Annotated in this window: 23 protein-coding genes and 1 pseudogene; 6 read left to right on the plus strand and 18 right to left on the minus strand. The window is 65.9% G+C overall.

The features are described 5' to 3' along the window. Positions 1–77 precede the first annotated feature (77 nt). Positions 78–761 carry a hypothetical protein gene (locus B7G53_RS06510; protein WP_096665331.1) on the minus strand — a complete coding sequence of 228 codons (684 nt, stop codon included), beginning with the start codon at positions 759–761 and terminating at the stop codon, positions 78–80. 292 nt (positions 762–1,053) lie between these two features. Between B7G53_RS06510 and B7G53_RS06515 the strand changes: the two genes are divergently transcribed. Together B7G53_RS06515 and B7G53_RS06520 are read left to right on the plus strand one after the other, a co-directional pair. Further along, complete coding sequence (locus tag B7G53_RS06515; RefSeq protein WP_255249924.1) at positions 1,054–1,890, plus strand: alpha/beta hydrolase; 837 nt, start codon at positions 1,054–1,056, stop codon at positions 1,888–1,890. Between the two features lie 319 nt (positions 1,891–2,209). Beyond that, complete coding sequence (locus B7G53_RS06520) at positions 2,210–3,097, plus strand: DMT family transporter (protein WP_255249925.1); 888 nt, start codon at positions 2,210–2,212, stop codon at positions 3,095–3,097. A 4-nt stretch (positions 3,098–3,101) separates the two neighbouring features. On the opposite strand, the gene B7G53_RS06525 is transcribed toward B7G53_RS06520, so the two are convergent. The 3 genes from B7G53_RS06525 to B7G53_RS06535 all read right to left on the minus strand — a co-directional run bounded on the left by B7G53_RS06525 (position 3,102) and on the right by B7G53_RS06535 (position 5,581). Beyond that, positions 3,102–3,560 (minus strand): Lrp/AsnC family transcriptional regulator, encoded by a 459-nt coding sequence (locus B7G53_RS06525; RefSeq protein ID WP_096665338.1) that lies wholly within the window; start codon positions 3,558–3,560, stop codon positions 3,102–3,104. Positions 3,561–3,785: 225 nt separating this feature from the next. Further along, positions 3,786–5,063, minus strand: coding sequence for an Hsp70 family protein (locus B7G53_RS06530; RefSeq protein ID WP_096665340.1), 1,278 nt, complete (start codon positions 5,061–5,063; stop codon positions 3,786–3,788). Next, positions 5,063–5,581, minus strand: a complete 519-nt coding sequence (locus tag B7G53_RS06535; protein WP_096665344.1) for a hypothetical protein — start codon at positions 5,579–5,581, stop codon at positions 5,063–5,065. The genes B7G53_RS06530 and B7G53_RS06535 overlap by 1 nt, the downstream gene beginning before the upstream one ends. A 204-nt stretch (positions 5,582–5,785) precedes the next feature. Here B7G53_RS06535 and B7G53_RS06540 point away from each other — a divergent pair, with 204 nt between their 5' ends. Continuing rightward, positions 5,786–6,757 (plus strand): Bug family tripartite tricarboxylate transporter substrate binding protein, encoded by a 972-nt coding sequence (locus B7G53_RS06540; protein ID WP_096665347.1) that lies wholly within the window; start codon positions 5,786–5,788, stop codon positions 6,755–6,757. A gap of 365 nt (positions 6,758–7,122) precedes the next feature. Next, positions 7,123–7,719: a thioredoxin fold domain-containing protein gene (locus tag B7G53_RS06545; RefSeq protein WP_096665350.1), complete on the plus strand. Its 597-nt coding sequence runs from the start codon at positions 7,123–7,125 to the stop codon at positions 7,717–7,719. Between the two features lie 110 nt (positions 7,720–7,829). On the opposite strand, the gene serA is transcribed toward B7G53_RS06545, so the two are convergent. The 3 genes from serA to B7G53_RS06560 all read right to left on the minus strand — a co-directional run bounded on the left by serA (position 7,830) and on the right by B7G53_RS06560 (position 12,530). Then, entirely contained in the window at positions 7,830–9,059 is a 1,230-nt protein-coding gene (gene serA / locus B7G53_RS06550) for a phosphoglycerate dehydrogenase (protein WP_096665353.1), read from the minus strand. 116 nt (positions 9,060–9,175) lie between these two features. Next, positions 9,176–10,120 (minus strand): DMT family transporter, encoded by a 945-nt coding sequence (locus B7G53_RS06555; protein WP_096665355.1) that lies wholly within the window; start codon positions 10,118–10,120, stop codon positions 9,176–9,178. A gap of 136 nt (positions 10,121–10,256) precedes the next feature. After that, entirely contained in the window at positions 10,257–12,530 is a 2,274-nt protein-coding gene (locus B7G53_RS06560; RefSeq protein ID WP_141396303.1) for a hybrid sensor histidine kinase/response regulator, read from the minus strand. A 220-nt stretch (positions 12,531–12,750) separates the two neighbouring features. Here B7G53_RS06560 and B7G53_RS06565 point away from each other — a divergent pair, with 220 nt between their 5' ends. Then, entirely contained in the window at positions 12,751–13,341 is a 591-nt protein-coding gene (locus B7G53_RS06565; protein ID WP_096665362.1) for a restriction endonuclease, read from the plus strand. Between the two features lie 89 nt (positions 13,342–13,430). Here the strand turns inward: B7G53_RS06565 and B7G53_RS06570 are convergent, their stop codons facing one another. The 10 genes and pseudogenes from B7G53_RS06570 to B7G53_RS23355 all read right to left on the minus strand — a co-directional run. After that, positions 13,431–14,633 (minus strand): YbfB/YjiJ family MFS transporter, encoded by a 1,203-nt coding sequence (locus B7G53_RS06570; RefSeq protein WP_096665595.1) that lies wholly within the window; start codon positions 14,631–14,633, stop codon positions 13,431–13,433. Positions 14,634–14,674: 41 nt separating this feature from the next. Next, positions 14,675–15,346, minus strand: coding sequence for a hypothetical protein (locus B7G53_RS06575; protein ID WP_096665365.1), 672 nt, complete (start codon positions 15,344–15,346; stop codon positions 14,675–14,677). Continuing rightward, positions 15,343–16,347 carry an MlaD family protein gene (locus tag B7G53_RS06580; protein WP_096665368.1) on the minus strand — a complete coding sequence of 335 codons (1,005 nt, stop codon included), beginning with the start codon at positions 16,345–16,347 and terminating at the stop codon, positions 15,343–15,345. Before B7G53_RS06580 ends, B7G53_RS06575 begins: the two co-directional genes overlap by 4 nt. Positions 16,348–16,402: 55 nt before the next feature. Further along, on the minus strand, positions 16,403–17,206 hold the full coding sequence (locus B7G53_RS06585) for an MlaE family ABC transporter permease (protein ID WP_096665370.1): 804 nt from the start codon (positions 17,204–17,206) through the stop codon (positions 16,403–16,405). A gap of 21 nt (positions 17,207–17,227) precedes the next feature. Beyond that, a complete protein-coding gene (locus B7G53_RS06590) occupies positions 17,228–17,656 on the minus strand; it encodes a hypothetical protein (RefSeq protein ID WP_096665373.1) in 429 nt (142 codons plus the stop codon). Positions 17,657–17,713: 57 nt separating this feature from the next. Beyond that, on the minus strand, positions 17,714–18,145 hold the full coding sequence (locus B7G53_RS06595) for a response regulator (RefSeq protein WP_141396304.1): 432 nt from the start codon (positions 18,143–18,145) through the stop codon (positions 17,714–17,716). A gap of 100 nt (positions 18,146–18,245) precedes the next feature. Beyond that, positions 18,246–18,680: a hypothetical protein gene (locus B7G53_RS06600; protein WP_096665378.1), complete on the minus strand. Its 435-nt coding sequence runs from the start codon at positions 18,678–18,680 to the stop codon at positions 18,246–18,248. A gap of 400 nt (positions 18,681–19,080) precedes the next feature. Beyond that, positions 19,081–19,938, minus strand: coding sequence for an archaetidylserine decarboxylase (gene asd / locus B7G53_RS06605; RefSeq protein ID WP_096665381.1), 858 nt, complete (start codon positions 19,936–19,938; stop codon positions 19,081–19,083). A gap of 53 nt (positions 19,939–19,991) precedes the next feature. Further along, entirely contained in the window at positions 19,992–20,165 is a 174-nt protein-coding gene (locus tag B7G53_RS23350; RefSeq protein ID WP_255249929.1) for a PQQ-dependent sugar dehydrogenase, read from the minus strand. Positions 20,166–20,171: 6 nt separating this feature from the next. Then, positions 20,172–20,441: pseudogene (locus B7G53_RS23355) on the minus strand (PQQ-dependent sugar dehydrogenase); the annotation flags it as partial. 271 nt (positions 20,442–20,712) lie between these two features. Between B7G53_RS23355 and B7G53_RS06615 the strand changes: the two are divergent. After that, entirely contained in the window at positions 20,713–21,261 is a 549-nt protein-coding gene (locus B7G53_RS06615) for a C40 family peptidase (RefSeq protein WP_096665384.1), read from the plus strand. Between the two features lie 93 nt (positions 21,262–21,354). Here the strand turns inward: B7G53_RS06615 and B7G53_RS06620 are convergent, their stop codons facing one another. Then, positions 21,355–22,353 carry a tripartite tricarboxylate transporter substrate binding protein gene (locus tag B7G53_RS06620; RefSeq protein WP_096665387.1) on the minus strand — a complete coding sequence of 333 codons (999 nt, stop codon included), beginning with the start codon at positions 22,351–22,353 and terminating at the stop codon, positions 21,355–21,357. Between the last annotated feature and the right edge of the window lie 44 nt (positions 22,354–22,397).

Consider the following 22,397-nt stretch of genomic DNA (forward strand, 5'->3'; position numbering starts at 1 on the left):
CCAGTTTAAGGCACAGCAGACCACCTTTCAGGCTGCGGACGGCGCAATGAAAACCGTGCGCGACACGGCTCCCTGCATCACAGCGGGCTGTTCTGCACCGCCGAACTGGCCGGCGGCCTTGCCCGCAGAACCTCCCCGGGGAACAACACCTCCACGGTGTAGCCCGGTTCGCGCGACCACTTCTGCTCCTTGATCAGCCACTGCATGACAAACTCCCGGACCGTCTGGCGCGCCGGCTCGACCACCAGTTGCTGGTAGCCTGCCGACAGCGCACGTTTTTCCAGCTCGGGCGTCATCGACTGCGCCAGTGCCGCCAGATTGTCCTGCTTGTTCAGGCGCGCCCAGCCGTTGTGGGTGTACATCTGCATGGCCGATGTGTCGAAGGCCACCGGCAGGCTGGGCTTGATGGCGGGCGCCTGGACAATGCAGGTCTTGCCGCGGATCACCACATGCCACTCCTTGGCGAGCGCGATGTGGTACCGGTAATGCACGGGGGCCTGGATGTGCGACACCGTCGTGCCAAGGTGAATGCCCCAGAACTCCCGGGTGTCCGACCGGGTGAAACGCTCCTGCGCGATCACGGTGGCCACCTCCAGCAAACCGCCTTCGGTGCGGATGACGACCGGCACCTCGGGCGCCATCACCGTGGTCTCGATGCGGGTCGTTGTTGCAGGATAGAAGTGCCAGCCGGCCCAGGCCATCAGCGCCGCCACACCCACGATGAGCAAGGCGGCACCGGGAAGGCGGATGTGGGTTGGCATGGTTTCGGACTTTCTCGCGGACGCTGCGAATGAAATTCAATTATGGGCCGCATCCGGCAGGCCAGGCACCCCGGGCGCCAGGACCCGACAACAACGGGCACGCTCAAGCAGGCGCAAGAGTCGCTTCAAGGCTGTCGCGCCGGTGAAAATCCCAGGCCCCACGCCCCTGTCTCCCTTTGCCCCCTTGTCACACAGGAGACGACTTTAGGGAAGTCTCCCTCTGTGAAGCCGGCCCGCCGCCGCAATACTGGAGCGGCCAGGAACAACACCGCCAAAACCAATGCCCCGCCCCATGACGCCACCCTCACCCCGCTCTCCCGTGCGAAAAAGCCAGCCCGAACCAGCGCAGCACCGCCCGCATGACGGCCCTGCGCCCAGCGCCTGGCTGCTGGCGCTGGAGTTTCGCGCCTTCTGGGAGTTTGGCGCGCTGCTGCCCGCGTGGCCCCTGCTGGCCCGCGCCCCCAAAGGCGACCAGCACAGCGTGGTGGTGTTTCCCGGCCTGTCGGCCAGCGACGGTTCGACCATGCCGCTGCGCCGCTACCTCGATTCGCTGGGCTACCGGACCAGCGGCTGGGAACAAGGCTTCAACTTCGGTCCGCGCGCTGGCGTGCTGGAGGCGGCACGCGCCCAGGTGCAGCGCGCGTTCGAAGGCAGCGGCGGCAAGGTCAGCCTGATCGGCTGGAGCCTGGGCGGGGTGTATGCGCGCGAACTGGCCAAGGAGTTGCCGCACATGGTGCGCAGCGTGATCACGCTGGGCACGCCGTTTGCCGGCTCGCACCGCTCCACCAACGCCTGGCGCATTTACGAACTGGCCAGCGGCCGCAAGGTGGCGCGTGAAAGCGAAAACTACGACCTGCCCTCCGCGCCGCCGGTGCCCACCACCAGCATTTACTCACGCAGCGACGGCATCGTGGCCTGGCAAGGCAGCATCCAGAAACCGTCGGCGGACAACCTGCAGACAGAAAACGTCGAAGTGGTGGCCAGCCACGTCGGCCTGGGCCTGAACCCGAGCGCCTGGTGGGCCGTGGCCGACCGGCTGGCGCAACCCGAAGGCCGCTGGCAGGCGTTTGAGCGCAAGGGCACGTTCTGGCACGGGCTGATTTTCCCGGACCCGGCCCGAGCAGCCTGACCCCCCAGATGGACGACTGTGTGGCCGCCTGCCGCCATTGCGCCGAAAGTTGCCGCGAAATGGCCGGCGTGGGCGTTTAAGCGCAATCCCAGACACAGAGCGCCTGCAGCGTGAACCGCAGGCGCTCTGTTTTTGATAGCTATCCGCACTTGAATGCCAAGGGTCGGCGGCTATTTTTATCCCATAAATACAAAACAGACAAAACAGGCGCTGAGCGGGGGTAGCGCCGGCCACAATGGTTATGCTTGGAAGCACGGACATGGCCCGAGGCCAGCCTTCCCCCAACACCCCGCCAACATCCCCATCACCCCCTGGCTTCATGAATAAAAGCGGCATTCTTCTTCACATCGCCGGCTTGTGGCTGCTTTCGGCTCTCGACGCCTCGGGAAAATGGCTGGTCATGGCCGGGGTGTCGGTCCTGATGGTGGCCTGGATGCGTTACGCCGTGCATACCGCGCTGATGACGGCCGTGGTGCTGCCCTCGCGCGGCTGGGCCATCTTCCAGACCAAGTCGCTGCCGCGCCAGCTGGTCCGCGGCCTCCTGATGATTGCCACCACCGTGCTGTTTTTTTCGGTGCTGGGCCGCCTGCCGCTGGCCGAGGCCACCGCCATCAACTTCATGGCGCCCCTGTTCCTGATGATGATGGCGCCTTGGCTGCTGCACGAGGCGCACCGGCTGCACCGCTGGCTGGGCGTGCTGGCCGGTTTTGCCGGCATGCTGATCGTGGTGCGGCCCGGTGCGCAGCTGGACCCGGTCGGTGTGGCACTGGGCCTGGCCACAGCCCTGGCCTTTGCGTTTTTCCAGATTGCCACGCGCCGCGTGGCCCACGACGATCCGCTGACCACCAACTATTACGGCGGCCTGTTCGGCACCATCGCCCTGTCATTGGCCCTGCCCTGGTTCTGGACCACACCCGACCTGTCGCTGTGGCAGTGGCTGTTGCTGGTGTCCACCGGTCTCACCGGCTTTCTCGGGCACTGGCTGCAGATTGCCGCCTTCCGCCACAGCCCGGCCACCCTGCTGGCGCCCTTCAGCTACCTGCAAATCGTCGCCGCCGCCACGCTGGGCTGGCTGGTGTTTGGACAGGTGCCGGGCCAGACCACGGCGCTGGGCATCGCGCTGATCTGCCTGGCCGGCCTCGGCGTGGCGCTGACCGAGGCACGCCTGGCCTGGGTCCGCTCGCGCGCGCTGCGCGAGGCGCGCTGACGCGTCAGGCCTGAAACAGCGGCAGGTCGGCTTTTTTCAGCGTGCGCAGCACGAAGCTGGACTTGCTGTGGCGTATGCCCTTGATCTTGTAGAGGCGCTCGCGCAGCAGGCGCTCATAGTCGCGCGTGCCGCTGACGGCGATGCGCAGCAGGTAATCGTAGTCGCCCGAGACCAGGTAGGCCTCGATCACCTCGGGTATTTTCGCCAGCGTCTCGCCGAATTTTTCCAGCGTGTTGTCCGAATGGCTGTCCAGCGTGACCTGCACCAGCACGGTGTCGCTGAGGTCCAGCGCCGCGGCATTGATGCGCACGGTGTAACCCTCGATGACGCCGGACTCCTCCATCTTCCTGATGCGGGTCCAGCACGGCGTGTGGCTCAGGCCCACCGCCTGGCCGATCTCCTGCAGGCTGGCGCGGGCATTGGCCTGCAGCACCTGCAATATTTTTCGGTCTGTTTTATCCATACAGCAATCTTTCCTTAATTTATCGATTTGTGAAGGAATTATTGCTTAATAGTTGGCCGATCTGCAGAAAATACAGAAGCACTTTCTGCAGTGCCTGGCCGATACTTCTTTCTGGCGAGCACATTTACCGGTGTGTGTTGCAAGGCAGGCGCAGCAAGGGGTTACCGCCCCTTGCTGCGCCTGGGCATGTCTGCCGCTGCCGTACGCCGTCTTCCCGACGGACCCTCAGGCGAACTTGCGCAGCGCATCGAGCGCCAGCCCGGTGCCAATGCTGCCGAACAGATCACCCTCGACACGGCGCGCCTGCGGCAACAGGGCCGCGATACGCGCCCGCAGCAGCGGCACGCTGCTTGAACCGCCGGTAAAAAACACCGTGTCCACCGCGTCGGCCTGTACACAGGCATCACGCAGCAGCCCGGTCACGCTGCGCTCCACCGCGCCGACCAATTCCCCGATCGCGGTGTCGAAATCGGCGCGCTGCAACACCAGAGTTTCGCCGGGCGCGATGCGGCCCAGGTCCATGGCGGTGCGCGGCGCATCCGACAGCGCGATCTTGGCTTCCTCCACCTGCATCGCCAGCCAGTGCCCGGCGCGTTCGCTCACCAGGTTTTGCAGGCGCGCGAGTTTGCCCTTCTCCTGCGCCTCGCGGTGCAGCTCGCCGATCTGCGCCCACGCCTGCCGGGTGTAGGCAAAGTTGATGGTGTGCCAGGTGGCCAGGTTGAAGTAATGGGACGATGGCATCTGCAGACCACTCCTGAGCCGGCTGCCCAGGCCCAGCATCGGCATCACGCTGGCCAGGCTCAGGTACTTGTCGAAGTCGGTGCCGCCTATGTGCACGCCGCTGCTGGCCAGGATGTCGTCGCGCCGGTCGGCCCGGCCGGCGCGTTCGGGCGCCAGGCGCACCAGCGCAAAGTCGGAGGTGCCGCCGCCGATGTCAACCACCAGCACCAACTCTTCGCGCGTGACCTGCGACTCGTAGTCAAAGGCCGCGGCAATCGGTTCGTACTGGAAGGCAATGTCGTGCAGGCCCACGCCGCGCGCGATCTCGGCCAGCGTGTTTTCCGCCTGCCGGTCGGCCGCCGCATCGCCGTCGACAAAAAACACCGGCCGCCCGAGCACGGCGCGGGTGAAGTCACGGCCCGCCGCGTGTTCAGCGCGGCGCTTGAGCTCGCCGATGAACTGCGCCAGCAGCGCACGAAACGGCAGCGCCCGGCCGGCCACCTCGGTCTGCTCGTCAATCAGCGCGGTGCCGAGCAGGCTTTTGAGCGAGCGCATCAAGCGCCCTTCATCACCCGCCAGGTAGTCGGCCAGCGCCGCACGGCCGTAACTGATGTGCCCGTCCTCGGCGTGAAAAAACACGACCGACGGCAAGGTGGGCTTGCCGCCTTCCAGCGGCAGCAGGGCCACCTGCCCCGGGCCGGCGGCGCCGCAGCCCGCGGTGGAGTTGGAGGTCCCGAAGTCGATGCCGCAGGCATCGATCAGCGCTGGAAAAGCGCCCGCCATCAGGGCCGGAGAAAGCCGCCGTCGGCCCAGGCCGTGGCGCTGGCGCGGCTCAGCTTGAAGGCCGGCGACACGCGCACCTGCGCGAGTTGTTCGCCCGCATCGTCATGTGCCGCGAGCACGGCATAGGGGTTGTCTTCATCGGGCACGATGTCCAGCGACACGGTGATGCGCGCACCGCGCGAGTCCACTTCCAGGCGCTGGTGCAGCGTGGCATGTAGCTGCTGCTCATGGCGGCGCACAAACTCCGACGCGGTCTTGACCAGGGTGCTGAAGGCCGGGCCGTCGAGCGGCTTGGGGTTTTTCTTGTCGCGCCCCATGGTCCAGGGGCCGACCAGCGCGGGCTCGGGCTCGCCATCCTTGATCATGGCCACCGCCCAGCCGTCATCGTCTTCGTTCTTGAGCACGCGGGCCGTCCAGCCGTCGCCGCACCACAGGCGCGGCTGCTGGACAGGGGTGTCTGGATCGGGAAAAGGCTCGGAGGAAGAAGGGTCGGACGGGAAGCTGGCGGTATCGGTCACAGGGGGTCGTTTCAGTCAAAAAAAAGCGCGGCGGTGCGCTGTCTGTCATCAGCCATTTTACCGCCTGCACCCCGCTGCGCGCCCGCGCGCCTGCCGGCTGTTCCGCTTTGCAGAACAAGCTCCCCGCGTAAACCTTGATGACACGCCGGCAGCGGGCCGCTACGCTTGAATTTTCAGATGTCCTGCAACCTCCGGAGACTTTCAATGACCAACCGCCGCGCGTTTATTGCCAGCACCACAGCGGCTGTGGCCGGTGTGGCCCTTCCCTCACTGGCCCGTGCGCAGGCCTTCCCGTCGCGCCCGATCAAATACATCTGTCCCTGGCCGGCGGGGGGCTCCACCGACGCCGTCATCCGTTCGCTGGCCGAAAGCGCCGGCAAGGCCCTCGGGCAGACCATCATTGTCGAGAACAAGCCCGGCGCTGGCGGCATGTTGGGCGCCATCGAGATGCTGAGTGCCAAGCCCGATGGCTACACGCTGACGCAGATACCGCACGGCGTGTTCCGCATTCCGCACATGCAGAAAACCGCTTACGACCCGCTCAAGGACTTCACCTGGATCGCCTGCCTGACCGGCTACACCTTCGGACTGGTCGTGCCCGCCGATTCACCGATCAAGAGCATCAAGGACCTGGTGGCCTACGCCAAGGCCAACCCCGAGAAGTTCACCTACGGCTCCACCGGCACCGGCACCAGCCCGCACCTGGCGGTCGAGGAATTTGCGCAGCGCGCCGGCATCAAGCTCACCCACGTGCCGTTCAAGGGCAATGCCGACAACATGCAGGCCATCCTGGGTGGTCACGTGATGGCCGCCAGCGACGCCACCGGTTGGGGCCCGCATGTGGAGTCAGGCAAACTGCGCCTGATCGCCACCTATGGCAGCAAACGCACCAAGCGCTGGCCCAACGTGCCGACGCTGACCGAGCTGGGCTACGACACCGTGTCGGACTCGCCTTTCGGTGTGTGCGGCCCCAAGGGCATGGACCCGGCCATCGTGGCGACGCTGCACGAAGCCTTCCGGAAAACGCTGAACGACCCGGCCGTGCTGGCCACCTTCGACAAGTACGACCAGTCGGTGATTTACATGAACACGGCGCAATACACCAAGTTCGCCCGCGAAACCTTTACCGCTGAAAAAGCGACGATAGAGCGGCTGGGCATGAGCTTCAAGGGCTGATCCCGGCCCGCCGGCGCTTGCCGGCGCTTGCCGGCGCTTAATTGACAGGCAAACTGTTGCAAGCCACGACTGGCAAGCCCTTCGTGGCTTTTTTGCGTGCTTATCCACAGATTCGTGCACAGGATGCGTGGGCAACTGGGTACCGCATCGGTGGGAGCACCCGGCGCAAGGCATGCCCGCGGGGAACAAGGAGGTCCGTGGGGAAAGTCGCCTGGCGTAATGATTCCTGACTTCATTTTCATTTTGTTTCACTTTCCGGCGCCTCGGTCGCAGGCCTCTTGTCCCCAGCAGCCGGGCAGCGGCAAGTCCTTCATCAGGCCGGCCTGCGTTATGCTGGCTGTCTCCCCTTTTTTTCCGGTGCCGACATGACCTTCCAAGCTTTCCAGATCCTTCCGGCCGTGCTGGTGGCGGCCGTGCTGCTGTTGACCGGCTGCAAGGAAGCGCCCGCGCCCGACGTCCCGGCCAAAGCCAGCGCCACCCCGGTGTCCACGGCCGCTGTGGCCGCCGAGGCCAAGGGGTTCAGCGTCGGCTCGACCATGAGTGCACGCACGGTTTATGTTTTCTTTGATCCCCAGTGCCCGCATTGCAACGCCTTGTGGCTGGCCGCCAAACCCCTCAGGTCGCAGGCGAAATTTGTCTGGATTCCCGTGGGCCTCCTCAATGCGTCCAGCACGGCCCAGGGCGCGACGCTGCTGGCCGCGAAAGATCCGGCGGCCGCCATGGATGAACACGAGGCCTCCATGCAGGCCAGGAGCGGCGGCATCAGCGCCGGCAGCGACATCGCGGCGCAGAAAGAGATGGTGGCGAAAAACACCGCCCTGCTGACCCGCCTCGGCTTTGCGTCGATCCCGACCATCATCGGCACCCATGCCCAGAGCGGTGCGCTGGTGACGCAGGAAGGCTCCATGCCGACCGCGGCCCTGGCCGCGCTGCTCGGCCTGCAGGTACCGGCCGCGCCCTGAAGTGTCTGGCCTACAAGCGAAAAGTGGCTCCAACCCAATAAAGACGGACGCGAGCAGCTATTGAAGTGATAGCAATCTGAAGCCGGCCCGCGCCGGCAGGCTCCAGTTCCTCAGAACAGAACGCGGCTGCGGATGGTGCCCGGCACCCCGGCCAGTTTGGCCAGCGCCATGTCCGACGAAGCGGCGTCGATGTCGATCACCACATAACCGATGGCTTCGTTGGTCTGCAGGTACTGCGACGCGATGTTGATGTTGTTGTCCGAAAACACGCGGTTGATCTCCGCCAGCACACCGGGCACGTTGCGGTGGATGTGCAGCAAGCGATGTTTGCCGGGGTGCGCCGGCAGCGCCACCTCGGGGAAGTTGACCGAGGAGGTCGAGGTACCGTTGTCGCTGTACTTGACCAGTTTTTCCGCCACCTCGACACCGATGTTTTCCTGCGCCTCCATGGTGGAGCCGCCAACGTGCGGCGTCAGGATCACGTTGTCCAGGCCGCGCAGCGGCGACTCGAACACCTCCTTGTTGCTGCGCGGTTCGACGGGAAACACGTCGATCGCCGCACCCAGCAGTTTTCTCTGGCGCAGGGCTTCGGCCAGCGGCTCGATCTCGACCACGGTGCCGCGCGAGGCATTGATCAGCACACTGCCGGGCTTCATCGCGGCAATCTCGGCCGCACCGATCATCCATTGCGTGGCCCGGGTCTCGGGCACATGCAGGCTGACCACGTCGGACTGCGCCAGCAGATCCGTCAGCTTGCCGGCCTGGCGCGCATTGCCCAGCGGCAGCTTGGTGACCACGTCGAAAAACACCACCTGCATGCCCAGTGCCTCGGCCAGCACCGACAGCTGCGTGCCGATGGAGCCGTAACCGATGATGCCCAGCGTCTTGCCGCGGATCTCGTAGGCGTTCTCGGCCGACTTGAGCCAGCCGCCGCGGTGCGCGACGGCGCTTTTCTCGGGCACGCCGCGCAGCAGCAAAATGGCCTCGGCCAGCACCAGTTCGGCCACCGAACGGGTGTTGGAAAACGGCGCGTTGAACACCGCAATGCCGCGCTCGCGCGCCGCATTCAGGTCGACCTGGTTGGTGCCTATGCAAAAGCAGCCTACCGCCACCAGTTTGGCCGCATGGGCAAACACGTCGGCGGTCAGCTGGGTGCGCGAGCGGATGCCGACAAAATGGGCGTCGGCGATCTTGCGCTTGAGCTCGTCGCCTTCCAGCGCCCCGGTCAGGCTTTCGATCTGCGTGTAGCCCGCCGCCTGCAGCACCGCCACGGCCGAGGGATGGATGCCCTCCAGCAGAAGGAACTTGATCTTTTTCTTGTCGGTCGAGGTTTTGCTCATGGCGCTCACGCGGGTTGTGGAGCACCGAAGTATGAACCAAGGCCTGCGGGCGAGTCATTCAGGCCGCTTTTGCCCGGCTGGCAAAAAGGTTGTCGCAACCGCACGGTCGCGCCTTGTCAGTCGACCGGTGCGGGCGCCTCGCGGGCCAGGGCCTGCCGCCGGCTGGTGAACTGCGCCAGCGCCACACCCACCAGCGTCAGCGCGGCCCCGGCCAGCTTGATGGCGGTGTACTGCTCGCCGGCGAACAGCCAGGCCACCAGGCCGGCGACCGGCGGCATCAGGTACATCAGCGGCGCCGTGCGGGCCACGCCGCGCACCGCGTTGACCCAGCCCCAGACCAGCCAGCCCAGGAAGGCCGACACCGTGACCGACCAGACCAGGCTGGCCCACACCGCCAGCGAGGCGTCACCCCAAGGCGCCGCCAGGCCGGCCGGCAGCGACAGCAGCAGCACCGGCACGCTGCCGAGCAAGGTCGCGTAGGCCATGGTCACGACGCCGCCGTGGCGCTCGATCAGCGGTTTGGCGGCCACCGTGTACCAGGAGAAAAAACTCGCCGCGACCAGCAGGAACAGGTCGCCGCCGGTGGCCCGCCAGTTGCCGCCCAGCAGCTTGTCGGACAGGAAAATCAGCACACCGGCAAAGGCCACGGCCACGCCGACGATCTGCGCCCTGTGCAGCTTCTCCACCCCCATGAAACGCAGGATCAGCAATGTGAAGATGGGGCCGCAGGCCAGGATCAGCGAGCTCGAAAACGCCGTGGACCAGTGGATGCCGTAGGTCACCATGCCCACGTGCAGGAAATGCCCGGCAAAACCCAGGCGCGCAAGTTGCCAGAACTCGCGGCGCGTGATGCGCGGAAAGCGCGTGCCGAAACGCCAGGCCAGCAAGGCCAGTGCGCACAGCGGCATGATCAGGTAGCGGGCAAACAGAAAGCCGCCGGGGCCGACCACGTTGAAAACGAACTTCTGCAGCGAAAAATTGATGCCCCAGATCACCACCAGCACCAGCGCGGCCACCAGGGCCATGGAGGCCTGGCGAAGTTTTTTCTGTTCGGGGGTCATCGCGCCGTGTTCCGTGAAAATTTTGGGTCAAAAAGACCTGTAGCCCAATAAATTCAGGCGCAAGCAGCTATCAATTTAGAAGCATACCAGCTTCCGGCCAGGTCTGCAGGGCCGCCGCCCCGGTGCCGGGCGGGACTCAAAAATTGCTGCCAACCAGCGCCTCCAGCCGGGCCGGGTCCACCGGCTTGGTGAAATGATGGTCGAAGCCGGCCTCCTGCGCCTTGCGTTTGTCATCGGCCTGGCCCCAGCCGGTCAGCGCGACCATGACCGGCGCCGGCACCTGGCCGAGGGCGCGAATTCTGCGGCAGGCTTCGTAGCCATCCATGTGCGGCATGCCGATGTCCAGAAAAATGAAGTCGGGCCGGAAGCTCGCGGCCGCAGCGATGGCCTCGGCGCCGTCGTGGGCAGCGCGCACCTCGTGCCCCCACATGCCCAGCAGGCTCGCCAGTGTCAGCGCGGCATCGACATTGTCGTCGGTCACCAGGATCCGGCGCGGCTCGAAAGCGCCCGCATGGCGCCGGACCGGAGCGGTCACCGTACCAGTACCAGTACCAGCACCAGTACCAGTACCAGCACCAGCGCCCGCGTCTGCCGCCGGCAGGGCCGGCGTGGCGCTGCCGGCGACGGGCAGCCAGACGATGAAGCGGCTGCCGGGACCATCGCTGCGGCTTTCGGCACGGATGCTGCCGCCGTGCATCTCGACAATCTTGCGCACCAGCGTCAGGCCGATGCCCAGGCCGCCCTGGGCCTGCGGCGTGGCCGGACTGGGCTCGCCCTGCACGAACATGTCGAAGATGCGTGTGCTCAGGTGTTCCGGCACACCGATGCCGTTGTCCTCGATGCTGACCGTCACGCCCCCTGCGTCGGCGGCCACATGCAATGCCACCGCGCCGCCTTCGGGCGTGTATTTCGCGGCGTTGTTGAGCAGGTTGGTGAACGCCTGCGACAGGCGCACCAGGTCGGCCGTGAGCGCAATCGGCTGGTCCGGCATGGTGACGGTGAACGCGTGCTGCCGATCAAGAAGGACCGGCCGGCTGGTTTCCGCCGCGCTGCTGATGGCGTCCCCGAGCCGGATCGGCTCCAGCCGCAGCTCCAGCTTGCCGCGGCTGATGCGGCTGACATCCAGCAGGTCATCGACCAGCCGTGTCATGTGCGCGATCTGGCGCTCCATGATGGTCCGGATGCGCTCCAGGGCGGCCGGATCGTCCGCTCCCTGGCGCAGGATTTCCACGCTGTTGCGCAGCGGCGCCAGCGGATTGCGCAGCTCATGGGCCAGCATGGCCAGAAATTCGTCTTTCATCCGGACCATCTGCTCGGCCTCGCTGCGCGCGGCGCGCTCATTGTCGAGCAGCTTTTCGCGTTCCTGCGCGGCATGCCTGGCCACTTCATAAAGCCGGGCGTTGTCGATGGACACCCCGGCCTGCGCCGCAATGCCGGTGACCAGCCGTTGCGCACGTTCGTCGAAAACGCCGGCATCCGGATGGCCGAAAAACAGGCCGCCGATCACATCCGCAGAGCCCGAAGCAACCGGCACGGCCAGATAACTGCGGACCGGCACCGCCCCCGGCCGGGCCGGGGCCTTGTAGCGCGCATCCTTCGACAGGTCCTCGACATGGACCAGCGGCGCACCGCTGAGCGTGAGATCGAACAGCGCGCCGGCCTGCGGCAGGCCGCAACTGTCAACGTCTTCCGCGGCGATGCCCGATACCGCTCGCGACAAAGGACTGTTGCCGCCCGGTGCCGCGGTGTTGTAGAAAAAGGCGCCCACTTTCGCACCGCTGATTTCCGTGGCTGCGTCGATGACGGCCTGCGCCAGCATGCGCACGTCGAGCTTGGCCGTCAGGATGGTGCCGGTCTTGTTGAGCAGTTCCAGCACACGCGCCTTCTTGCGCAGGGCATCCTCGGTACGCCGCTGCTCGGTGATGTCGCGAAAAACCCAGACGCGCCCGACATGCTGGCCCTCGACAAACTGGATCTTGGAAGAGCGTTCGTAGACCCGGCCGTCGTGCAGCTTGAGCAGGTCGAAACTTTCTGCCGGCAAGCTTCGGTAGATCTCATGGACCCGGTCCAGGAAGTGCTGCGCATCCTCGACCTGCTGGCTCACCGTGTACAGCAGCCTTTCGTGGTCGCGAAAAGCCATGAGCTCATCGGACAGCCCCCACATCCGGACGTACTGCTGGTTGAAGCCCGTGACACGCGCATTGTCATCGGTGACCAGGATGCCGTCGCGGCTGGCCTCCAGGGTGGCGCGTACCATGGACAGCGACAGGGCCAGTTCCGCCGTTTTCTGTTCCAGTCCGTCCCTGGCCGCCGCCAGCCCCCCCTCGGCCTGCTGGCGTGCCCGCAGAATGCTTTGCGCGTTCAGCAGGTCGACCGAGCGCAGCCGGCGGTCTTCGTCGTCGCCCTTCATCATCGTCCTTCGGAAAAGCGCTGCGCCAGCGCGGTGGCCAGCACGCGCGCGCGGATGGGCCGGGGAATACGGCCAGGGGGCACGGTCGGAATCTGCATGGTGCTTTACTATAAGGAAGTTCGACCCGCGCGGATGTAGGCAAAAAACGGTTTGTGAGGGCAACGCCCGCTTTCCCGCCCTCTGCCCATGCCGGCCCGCCCCCTCACCCGAAAGGAAGACCTTGAAATTCAAAATGGCTGAAAAGTCGCTTTTTGCCATCCTGCTGCGCTCGCCGTGGTGGATCAGCTTTGCCATTGCCGTCGGCTTCGGGCTGGCCTCCAAGGCCTTGTTGCCCGCGCAGTATTTTGTATTTGGCGCCCTCGGCGGCCTGCCCTTTGTGGTGATCGGTGCGATCGCCGCCTGGCGGCAGCTCAGTACGCCCAGCACCGCCCACGTCGAGGGCACGCTGGCGCAGCTGGAGGCCCTGTCCTGGCGCGATTTCTCGGCCGCCGTCGAGCAGGCGTTTGTCCGCGAGGGCTACGCGGTGCGGCGCCTCGACGGCGCGGCGGCTGATTTTGTGCTGGTCAAGGCCGGCCACACCACGCTGCTGGCCTGCAAGCGCTGGAAAGCCGCACGCCTGGGCATCGAACCCTTCCAGGGCCTGCAGGCCGCGCTGGGCGCCCATCAGGCCGACAGCGCCCTGTGCATCGCCACCGGGCAGGTGACGGACAAGGCGCGCCAGTTTGCGGCCGAGCACCAGATACGCGTCCTGCAGGGCACCGAGCTGGCCCAGCTGCTCAAGCCGGTGCTGGCGAAAACCACCGGGGCCTGAGGCCGGTTTTGCTCCTGTTTTGGTAGCTGCCTCCGCACGCCGTCATTGGGCCAGAGGCCTTTTTTGATGCGAATCTTCTGCCGTCGGTGTCAGCGCTGCCGCACGGCCTTCATCACCGGGTAGGCACTGGCCATCCACAGGTACATCAGCGCACCGGCCAGCAAGGCCGCCGCAGCGATTTCCAGCGACAGCGTGAAACCCTCGCCCAGGCTGCGGCTGTGCCGCAGCAGCACGGCGACCAGCGGCGGGCCGGCAATCTGGCCGATGCCGTACATGGCGGTCAGCAGGCCCATGTAACTGGCGGCCGCGGCGGGCCGCAGCCGCCGCACCTCCTGCATGGCAAAAAAGGTGATCGCGGTGAACGGAATGCCCAGCAGCAGGCTGCCGATCGCGAAACCGGCGAGGTTGGGGCTGAACACGCTGGCCGCGATGCCGAGCGCCTGCACCGTGTAGGCGCCGGCCAGCAGGTAGCGGAAATCACCGGTGGCCGGGATGCGGGTGGCCAGCAGGGCACCTGTCACCACGCCGAGGCCGAAGATGGGCCAGAAAAAATCGATCCAGACCGAGCCCGGCATGGCTTCGCGCGCGATCACCGGCAAAAAGGTGGCGGTGATGATGTAGCCAAAACCGGCCAGCCCGTAAGCCAGCGCCAGCAGCAGCATCTGCTTGCGGCCGGCCGGCGCCTGGCTGGTGGCTGGCGTGCTGGGCACTGCGTTGGCGGCACCGCCGCCCTGCCCCGCGCCGCGCTCCTGAAAGGTGCGCCACACGCTGGCCGTCAGCACCGCGGCGAGTACGCCAAAAATCAGCCAACCGGTGGCGGCCTTCCACTGCAGCGCGACCATGGCGCTGGCAAACAGCCCGCTCAGGGCGATGCCCGCGCCCGGGCCGGCGTACATGATGCCGCCCAGCGCCGGCGCGCCCAGCCGGGCCAGCTGCGCCAGGCACCAGCCCGAGGTGTAGACAAACACCAGCGCACTGGCCACCCCGGCCGCAAAACGCAGCAGCGGCCAGAGGGCCGGCAGCTGCAGGGCCATGCCCAGCGTCAGCAGCGTGGTGGCGACCAGGCCCGCACGCACCCAGCTAGAGGCGGCGACGGCCGGCAGAAACCGCAGGTGTTTCCAGATCCAGGGCTGGAAGGTGCACAGCAGCGCACCGACAAGGTAACCGAGGTAATTGGCGCTGGCCAGCCAGCTGGCCGACGGCAGGTCGATCACGCCATCGCTGAGCATCATGGGCAGCAGCGGTGTGAAGGCAAAACGGCCAATACCCATGGCCGCCGCCAGCGACAACATGCCGGCGATGGCAATCGCCCAGCGGTTCACCGGCGCCCGGCTCAAGGCTTGCTGCCCGCGGCCGGGTTTTGCGTCAGTGCGATGCGGCGGCGCAGGCGCGCGGCAGCTTCCGAATCACCCCCTTTTTCCGCGAGTTGCAGTTGCACGCCCAGCCAGGCCAGCAGCGGCCGGCGCCAGCCCTGGCCGGAGGCGGTGTCCACTGCCTGCTGCAGCACGGCCGGGCTGGCCCGGCCGGCGCGGAACAGCACGCCAGCGGCGACCAGTTGCGACAGCGGGTCGGCCACGGCTTTCAGCGCCGCCGCATCCGCACCGGCGGCGGCTGCGGCACGTTGCGGTGCGGGCAACAGGGCGATGTCCTGCGGCTGCAACTGGCCCGCGAGGTAGTCGGCATAGGCGCGCTCGGCGGCCGGTGCGTCCGGCCGCAGCACTTCGAACCCGGCGCAGGGTTCCAGCACCAGGCTGGCGACACGGCTGGCGCAACGCAGCAGTTCGGCCCGTGCCATCAGGTCGGGGCGGCCGGTGCTGGAGAGTTCGCTGCGGGCGCGCGCGAACTCCTGCACCTCGACACGCGAATTGCCTTCGAGGTAAGCGGCGACCGCCCGCTCCATCGCAGTCTTGGCCTCCATCTGCCAGTCGGGAGCCTTGGGCCCGCTGCTGCAGGCCGCCAGCGACAGCAGCGCCAGGACGGACAGGAAATGTGAAAGGAGTCTCATGGCAGCTTGATCTCCGTGTCGCGGGCAAACGGCCACTTGCGGTTGATCTCGTTGATCAGGCCGTCCACCTTGCGCAGGCTGGACTCGACCTCGCCGCGCAGCGCCCCCAAGTCGTCGGTGGCAGCCCGGGCGTTGGCGCCCACGGCCTGGGCTTCGACCAGCACCGCGTCGACTTTTTTCAGGCTGGTGCGTGCTTCGCCGAGCAGGGTGTTGAGCTGCACCACCGTGGCCCGGGCTTCCGGCATCACACCGTTGGCGCCGAACACCTGGGTGTCGGTCTTGGCCGCCAGGCCGTCGAGTTTGGTCAGCAAGGCGTTGGTGCGGTCCAGCGTGGCGATCAGCTTTTTAGCCTCGGCGTCGTTGCCCAGCAGCACGCTCAGGGCACCGCCCGGACCGTTGAGCCGGTCCGTCAGTTTCTGCACATTGGCGAGGCTGGTGCCTATCGCGCCGCCGCTGGCCGTCAGGCTGTTGAGGTTGTCAATCAGGTCCTTGGCGGCGGCCACCAGCTTGGGTACTTCGGCGCCGGCGTCGCCGCGCAGCACTTCGCGCACCGCGCCATCCGGCAGCAAGGGGTCCTTGAGCATGCCGGTGTAGGCGCGGATGTTGGTGCTGCCCACCAGCCCGCGCACCAGGGTGAACACGCTGGAGGTGCGCAGCCAGTGCGCGTCCTTGGTCGGCACATCGACAATGATGCGGGCCTTGCCGTCTTCGGCCAGCTCGATGCGGCGCACGCGGCCAATCGGGAAACCCGCAAACGTCATGTCCATGCCGACCACCACGCCTTCGGAGTCGTCGGACAGCAGCACCAGTTTCTGGGTGCTCTCAAAGGCGCCGCGCGCATACAGCACGTAAAGCGCCGAGCCCACCACCAGCAGCGCCATGAACACCAGCAGCAGCAGCGCCTTGAACTCGAGGTTGGCGACGGGCGGCATGGCCACGCTGCTGCCGGCCGGCGGCTCCGGCGGCGCAGGCGGGGATGGGGGTGGCAGGGGTTGGCTCATGGCTTGAAAGGAAGGAAGGATCCGGACGGAATGTTGATTGAATGTTGGCTATTGGTCAGTAGTAGTTGCCCACGAGGGACACCACCTCAATGACCAGAATGACGGCAAACATGCGCACCAGCATGCGCAGTTCGGCGCTGGCGCGAAAACGCAGCTCCGCCGTGTCGTACAGGGCCGATGCCATCGGGATCAGCGACACAGCCAGGCTGAAAAACAGGGTTTTCAGCACGAAGATCAAAGTCACGTCGGGGTTGAACACCTGGCCGAAGAGCCGCGTGTACACCGCCACGCCCGACAGCGTGAAACCGTAACTGGCCAGGTAGGCCATCACCAGCGCCACCACGCAGCTCAGCGCGGCCAGCGTGACCGTGGCGAAAATGCCGGCTGTCACACGCGGCAGCACCTCCTGGCGGACCGGGTCCAGGCCGCGCTGCTGCAAGTCCTGCAGCTCACCACGCTGGCGCATCAGCGAGAGCTCCACCCCGCTGGCAATGGCGCAGCGCAAGGCAACGAACATGGCGGCCGTCAGCGGAATCAGCTCCAGCACCAGCACGCGAATGACAACCTGCAGGGCGTATTGCGACAGGCCGTAACTGAGTGCGGTGACGATGACGATGCGCGTGATGACCACGGTGATCAGCGCGCACATGACCGTGAACCCCAGCAGGTTGGGCGCGGTGTTGAGGTAGATGTGGCGTGCCAGCGCCCGGCGGTTGTCGCGGGCGTAACTCGAGGGCGACAGGGCCAGCACCAGGATCAGCGCGCCGAGATGGATCAGGCGCCACCAGCCCACCAGCCAGTTCCGCGCCCTGCGGTTCAGTTCTGCCATCGTGCCGTGCCGACCAGCCAAGGGAGTCATCCGGCCATGATACTGCGCGCCTCAGGCCAGCGGACCGGCTTCGAGCGGGAGCGATCCGTTGGGAATGCCCGCGGACAGGTTGAGCGCCTGTGCGCAGCGCGCTACCTCCTCGCGGTCGCCCTGCCACAAGGCGCTGATGTAGGCCCGGTAGGCCGGGTGCCAGCCGCCGGCTCCTTCCAGCCCGTCCAGCGCGCCGCCGGCGGCGATCAGGGCCTGCACATGGGCCGCCACCTCGGTGGCCAGGGTGCAGGCGGTGTTGATGACCCTGTCGGCATCCTCGTCCTGGGGGTTCAATGCGGTGATCCCGAACAGGGAAAAGACCTGTGCCAGCGACGCCTCGGAAGCGGCGTCAAGGATTTCCTCACCGGTGACCGGGTCCAGCGTTCTCTCCGAGGGAAAGGCCGCTTGTCCGGCGGCGGCCAGCAGTTGCTCGCGAAACAGTGCGCTCATGCGTGTGGTCTTCCGTGTCCATGATTCGCAGCCGGAGCGGCGGCGATGAGCGAAAGTTTAGGGCATGCGGGGCACGGCCGCTGCTGGCGGGCCCGCCAGGGCACGGCAGTAAGCCAGGAAGTCATCCATCTCGGTCGCCTTGTCGAAGACTGCGTCGGCCCGCAGTGCCAGGCATTTGAGGCGCACCTCCTGGCTCAACTGGCCGCTCAGCACCACCACCCGCTGGTCCTCCCTGCGCGTGATGCAACAGTTGAGCGCCCCCACGCCGCTGCCCTGCCTCAAGTGCAGGTCGACCACCGCGAGATCCCACGCGCTGTCGTGGGAGGACAACCAGTTCGTCGCGGAGACTTCGTTGTCGGCATAAAACAGCACCTCCACCCCCGGTATGCTGCGGAGCGCGTCAACCAGCAGGTTTCGCAGGACCATCTCGTCCTCAATCACGAAGACCTTCAGGGGCTGCGCTTCACCCTTGTCGATGGAATCGGCCAACCCGCTCACGCGGGACCCCGGCGTGATCGCCCACGGCACTCAAGGGATGTGCAGGACGGGGGCAATTTTGACAATCGGGTCTCGGTCAATGGTAAAAAAGTCAGTGTAGGTCTGCGTCCTGCGGGTGCGATTGCCCCAGCACAAGTATCGCCGGCATCGTATCCCCGGTTTCCGGTTCAGCGCCGGGCGGTGCCTGTGGTCGTCCCTCAGGTGAAGAGTCCTGGCCAGCCAAAGGCACCCGCACTTCGATGTAGATATCTTCGAGCGCGCCGGTGTAGCCCTCGAAGGCCAGCAATCTGGCTGCCACTTCAGCGCGCTCCCAGCGCACGATGGCCCGCTTTTCTTCCAGTGAAAGATCGGAAGACGTCGCCTCGTCCTCCCGGGTCTTGGCCCGAACCCAGGCGCGGCGCGCCTGCGCCACCTGCTCTGGACTGCCAAGCTGGTGGACCAGGGCCTGGTCATACCGCTGCTCGATAAGGCGGCGCTGGTCCGCCGGAAATTCCTCGTTGCCCACCAAGCGTATGAGGTAATGCATCACATCCTCGTTTCCCGGGAAGCGGCACGGAGGTTCATTCATCGCTGCCCGCCCGCCGCCGCCGCCGTTTGCACAGCAACCAAGGCTTGAATTTATATGCCTTGTCCAGAGCCTGCAACCCCGCCCTGTCAACCCTGACAGGGTGGCGTGTAACCTGTGGGGAGGGTACCCATGGACGGGGTCACCATGGGAAAATTCTGCAGACTGGAGAGCGAGTGGGTTTTCAACAGACGGCGCGCCGCGCGCGTGGTTTTGGCCTGGCCACGCATCGGCCGGGCGAAGCCCGGTCATCCCGAGTGCTTACATTTTCAAGTGAAAATAGCCTCCAGCCCGCATAAAATATACGAAGTATGCTATGTTATTTATAGCAATTTACGACTATGCGGCCAGGCCGGGAGCGTCAAGGCGCCGTGCAGTTCGCCATCATTTCGCCGAGCCGGACCGCTGCCCCCGGCGCCCAGGTCGGGTTGAAGCGGCATGGCCCCCGGGGAAACAGCATGACCACGGTGGAGCCTAGCAAAAAGCGGCCCATTTCCTCGCCCTGCGCCAGCTCCACCGGCGGCTGGCCCTCGTCGTAGCGCCACTCGCGCACTTCTTTCGTCCGGGGCGGGTTGACCACGCCGTGCCAGACCGTGGCCATGCTGCCGACAATGGTGGCACCTACCAGCACCAGCACAAACGGCCCGCGCGCCGATTCGAACACGCAGACCACCCGCTCGTTGCGCGCAAACAGCCCGGGCACGCCGCGCGCCGTGGCCGGGTTGACCGAAAACAGCTCACCCGGCACGTAAATCATGCGCAGCAGGCGCCCGCCCGTGGGCATGTGGATGCGGTGGTAGTCCTTGGGGCTGAGGTAAATCGTGGCGAAACTGCCGCCTTCGAACTGCGCGGCCAGCGCGCGATCGCCGCCGACCAGGGCGGTGGTCGAGTAGTGGTGCCCCTTGGCCTGGAAAATCCGGTCGCCCTCGATCGCACCGAACTGGCTGATCGCGCCGTCCACCGGGCAAACCAGGTCGGCGGCGGCCAGCGGACGGGCGCCCGGCTTGAGCGCGCGCGTGAAAAATTCGTTGAACGTCGGGTAGCTGCTGAGGTCCGGGTTGGCGGCCTCGGCCATGTTCACGCCGTATTTGCCCACAAACCAGCGAATGATGCCTGTCGTGACCGACCCGCCGCGCATGGAGGCAATGTGGCTGCCGAATTCCGTCAGTGCCTGCTTGGGCAGGAGGTATTGCAAAAATACTTCAAATCGTTCGGACACGCGGGCTCACTGTGGTCTGGAGAAGCGCCCATTCTATAGAGGCAGGCCACGCATCAGCCGGGCTGCAGCCGCAGCAGGCGACCGCGCGGGCTGTCGGTCAACACATAAAGCAGGCCGTCCGGCCCCTGCCGCACATCGCGAATGCGCTCGCCGCCGCCCTCGAGCAGCTTGTGCTCGCGTACGACCTTGCCCTTGAACGGCGCGCTCAATTTGAACAGCAGCGGCACGTCCGCGATCCGGCGGTTGGCCGCAAAGCCGGCATTCGTGATGCCATCGAGCAGGCCGCCCTGCCCTCCGGCGTCAATGGCGAGCAGACCGGTCACGGGCGGACCGAGCCGGCCGTCGGGCTCCACCACGGGCAGGCGGCCGGGCCTTTCCGTGACCAGGAAGCGGCCCTGCGGCAAAAACGCCAGGACCCAGGGGTTTTGCAAACCCGTGGCGACAACCTCCGGTCGCACGGCCTGCGCCTGGGCTTCCGCCCTGGAAAATGCTACAAAAATAATAGCAGACAACGCAACTTACATAAGGGCTAGCTGCATATTTCGCTCCTTGATTCAGGCCAAAAACCGCACGGTGGCTGGCGCCTGGCTTTGAAGCAATATGCCACTGTCACCCCGCCGGCACCGGCCTGCGGGTTTTCCTGCAACACGGCAGCATTTCTGACCGGAAAAACCCACCATTGTCGTAAATCGTTACAAATCAATGGCTTAGCAACGCAATCTAGAAAAAACTTTAGCTTGACGTAGGACTTGTCCTTCAAGTAACCTTGCGGCCATGCGTATCCCCCTGCTTCTCACCTGCCTTCTGCTGGCCGCCACTGTGCAGGCTGCACCCGGTCAGTCTGGTGACGATATGGACAAATTCCTCGCCGACAAGGGCCTGCTCAACCGGATTGGCCAAGTGGGGCAATCGGTCAGCCACAAGGCGTCCGAGCTGGTGGTCAACGCCATGGGCTTCCTGGGCGTGCCTTACCGGCGCGGCGGCAACACCGCTGAGTCCGGGGTGGACTGCAGCGGTTTTGTGAAAGCCATCTACGAGCAGACCGTGGGCCTGGTGTTGCCGCGCCGCGCCGAACAGCAGGCCGCCGCCACACAGAACATCGACAAAACCGAGTTGCAGCCCGGCGATCTGGTGTTTTTCAACACCATGAAGCGGGCCTTCAGCCATGTCGGCATTTATGTCGGTGAGGGCAAATTCATCCATGCGCCCAAGCCCGGTGCCGAAGTGCGGGTTGAAAGCCTGAGCGTCGCTTACTGGGCCCGCCGCTTCGACGGTGCGCGCCGCGTCCAGCGCACCGCTCAGGCCAACGCGACCGGCGAATAACAGGCGGCCGCCCGCGGCCCCCTTCTCGCGCTTCTTCGCTCTTCTTCTCTTTTCCGTCTTTTTTCCTGCCGGCCCTGCCTCGGCAGGCTGGCCTCAATCGGCCTTGACGCCGGCCTCCCGGATCACCTTCGCCCATTTGGTCGTCTCCAGCGCAATAAAGGCGTCGAACTCCTCCGGCGTGCTGCCGACACCGAAAGTCCCCATGGCATCGAGCCGCGCACGTGTTTCATCGCTGCGGATGATGCGCCCGACCTCGTCCGACATGCGCCGGACGATGTCCTTCGGGGTGGCCGCCGGCGCCAGCATGCCGGCCCAGGTGCTGCCGGTGAAGCCGGCAAAACCCTGCTCGATGAAGGTCGGGACGTCCGGTACCGCCGGCAGGCGGCGGTCGCTCGCGACGCCGATCAGCCGCACCCGGCCCGCCTTGCCCTGGTTGATCAGCCCGGTCGGTGCGTCAAAAAACAGCTGGATCTGCCCGCCTATCAAATCCGTCAGGGCCGGCACCGCGCCGCGGTAGGGAATGTGCACCATGTAGGTCTTGGTGATGGACTTGAGCAGCTCGCTGGTCAGGTGGGCAGCTGACCCGTTGCCGGAAGAACCGAAGCTGACCTTGCCGGGGTGGGCACGCGCGTAGTCAATCAGCTCTTTTGCCGTCTTGAAGGGCGCGTCGTTGTTGACGGCAGCCAGCAGCGGCGACACCCCCATCAGGGACACGCCGGTCAGATCCTTGCGCGGGTCGTAGGGCAGCTTGGGGTACAGCGTGGTGTTGGCGGCATAGGCGGCAATCACCACGGCAAAGGTGCTGCCGTCAGCCGGCGCCTTGGCCAGCAAGTCCACCCCGATGATGCTGTTGGCGCCCGGCTTGTTGTCGATGGTCACGGTTTGCTGCAGCCGGTTCTGCAGGCCCACCTGCACAATGCGCGCCATCTGGTCGGTGAAGCCGCCCGGCGTGTAAGGCACGATGATGCGGATCGGCTTGTTCGGCCAGGCGCTCTGGGCCAGCAGGGGCGCACAGACGGTGGCCGCACCGGCCGTGATGGCCAGGTTGAAACGGCGGCGGGACAGGGAACGCGGGGACACAGGTGCAGACATGGCTTCTCCAGAAGGTGGACTTCATTCTGGACCCCTGTACCGGC

Source organism: Polaromonas sp. AET17H-212 (genome assembly GCF_002379085.1).
Taxonomy (GTDB): Bacteria; Pseudomonadota; Gammaproteobacteria; order Burkholderiales; family Burkholderiaceae_C; genus Polaromonas.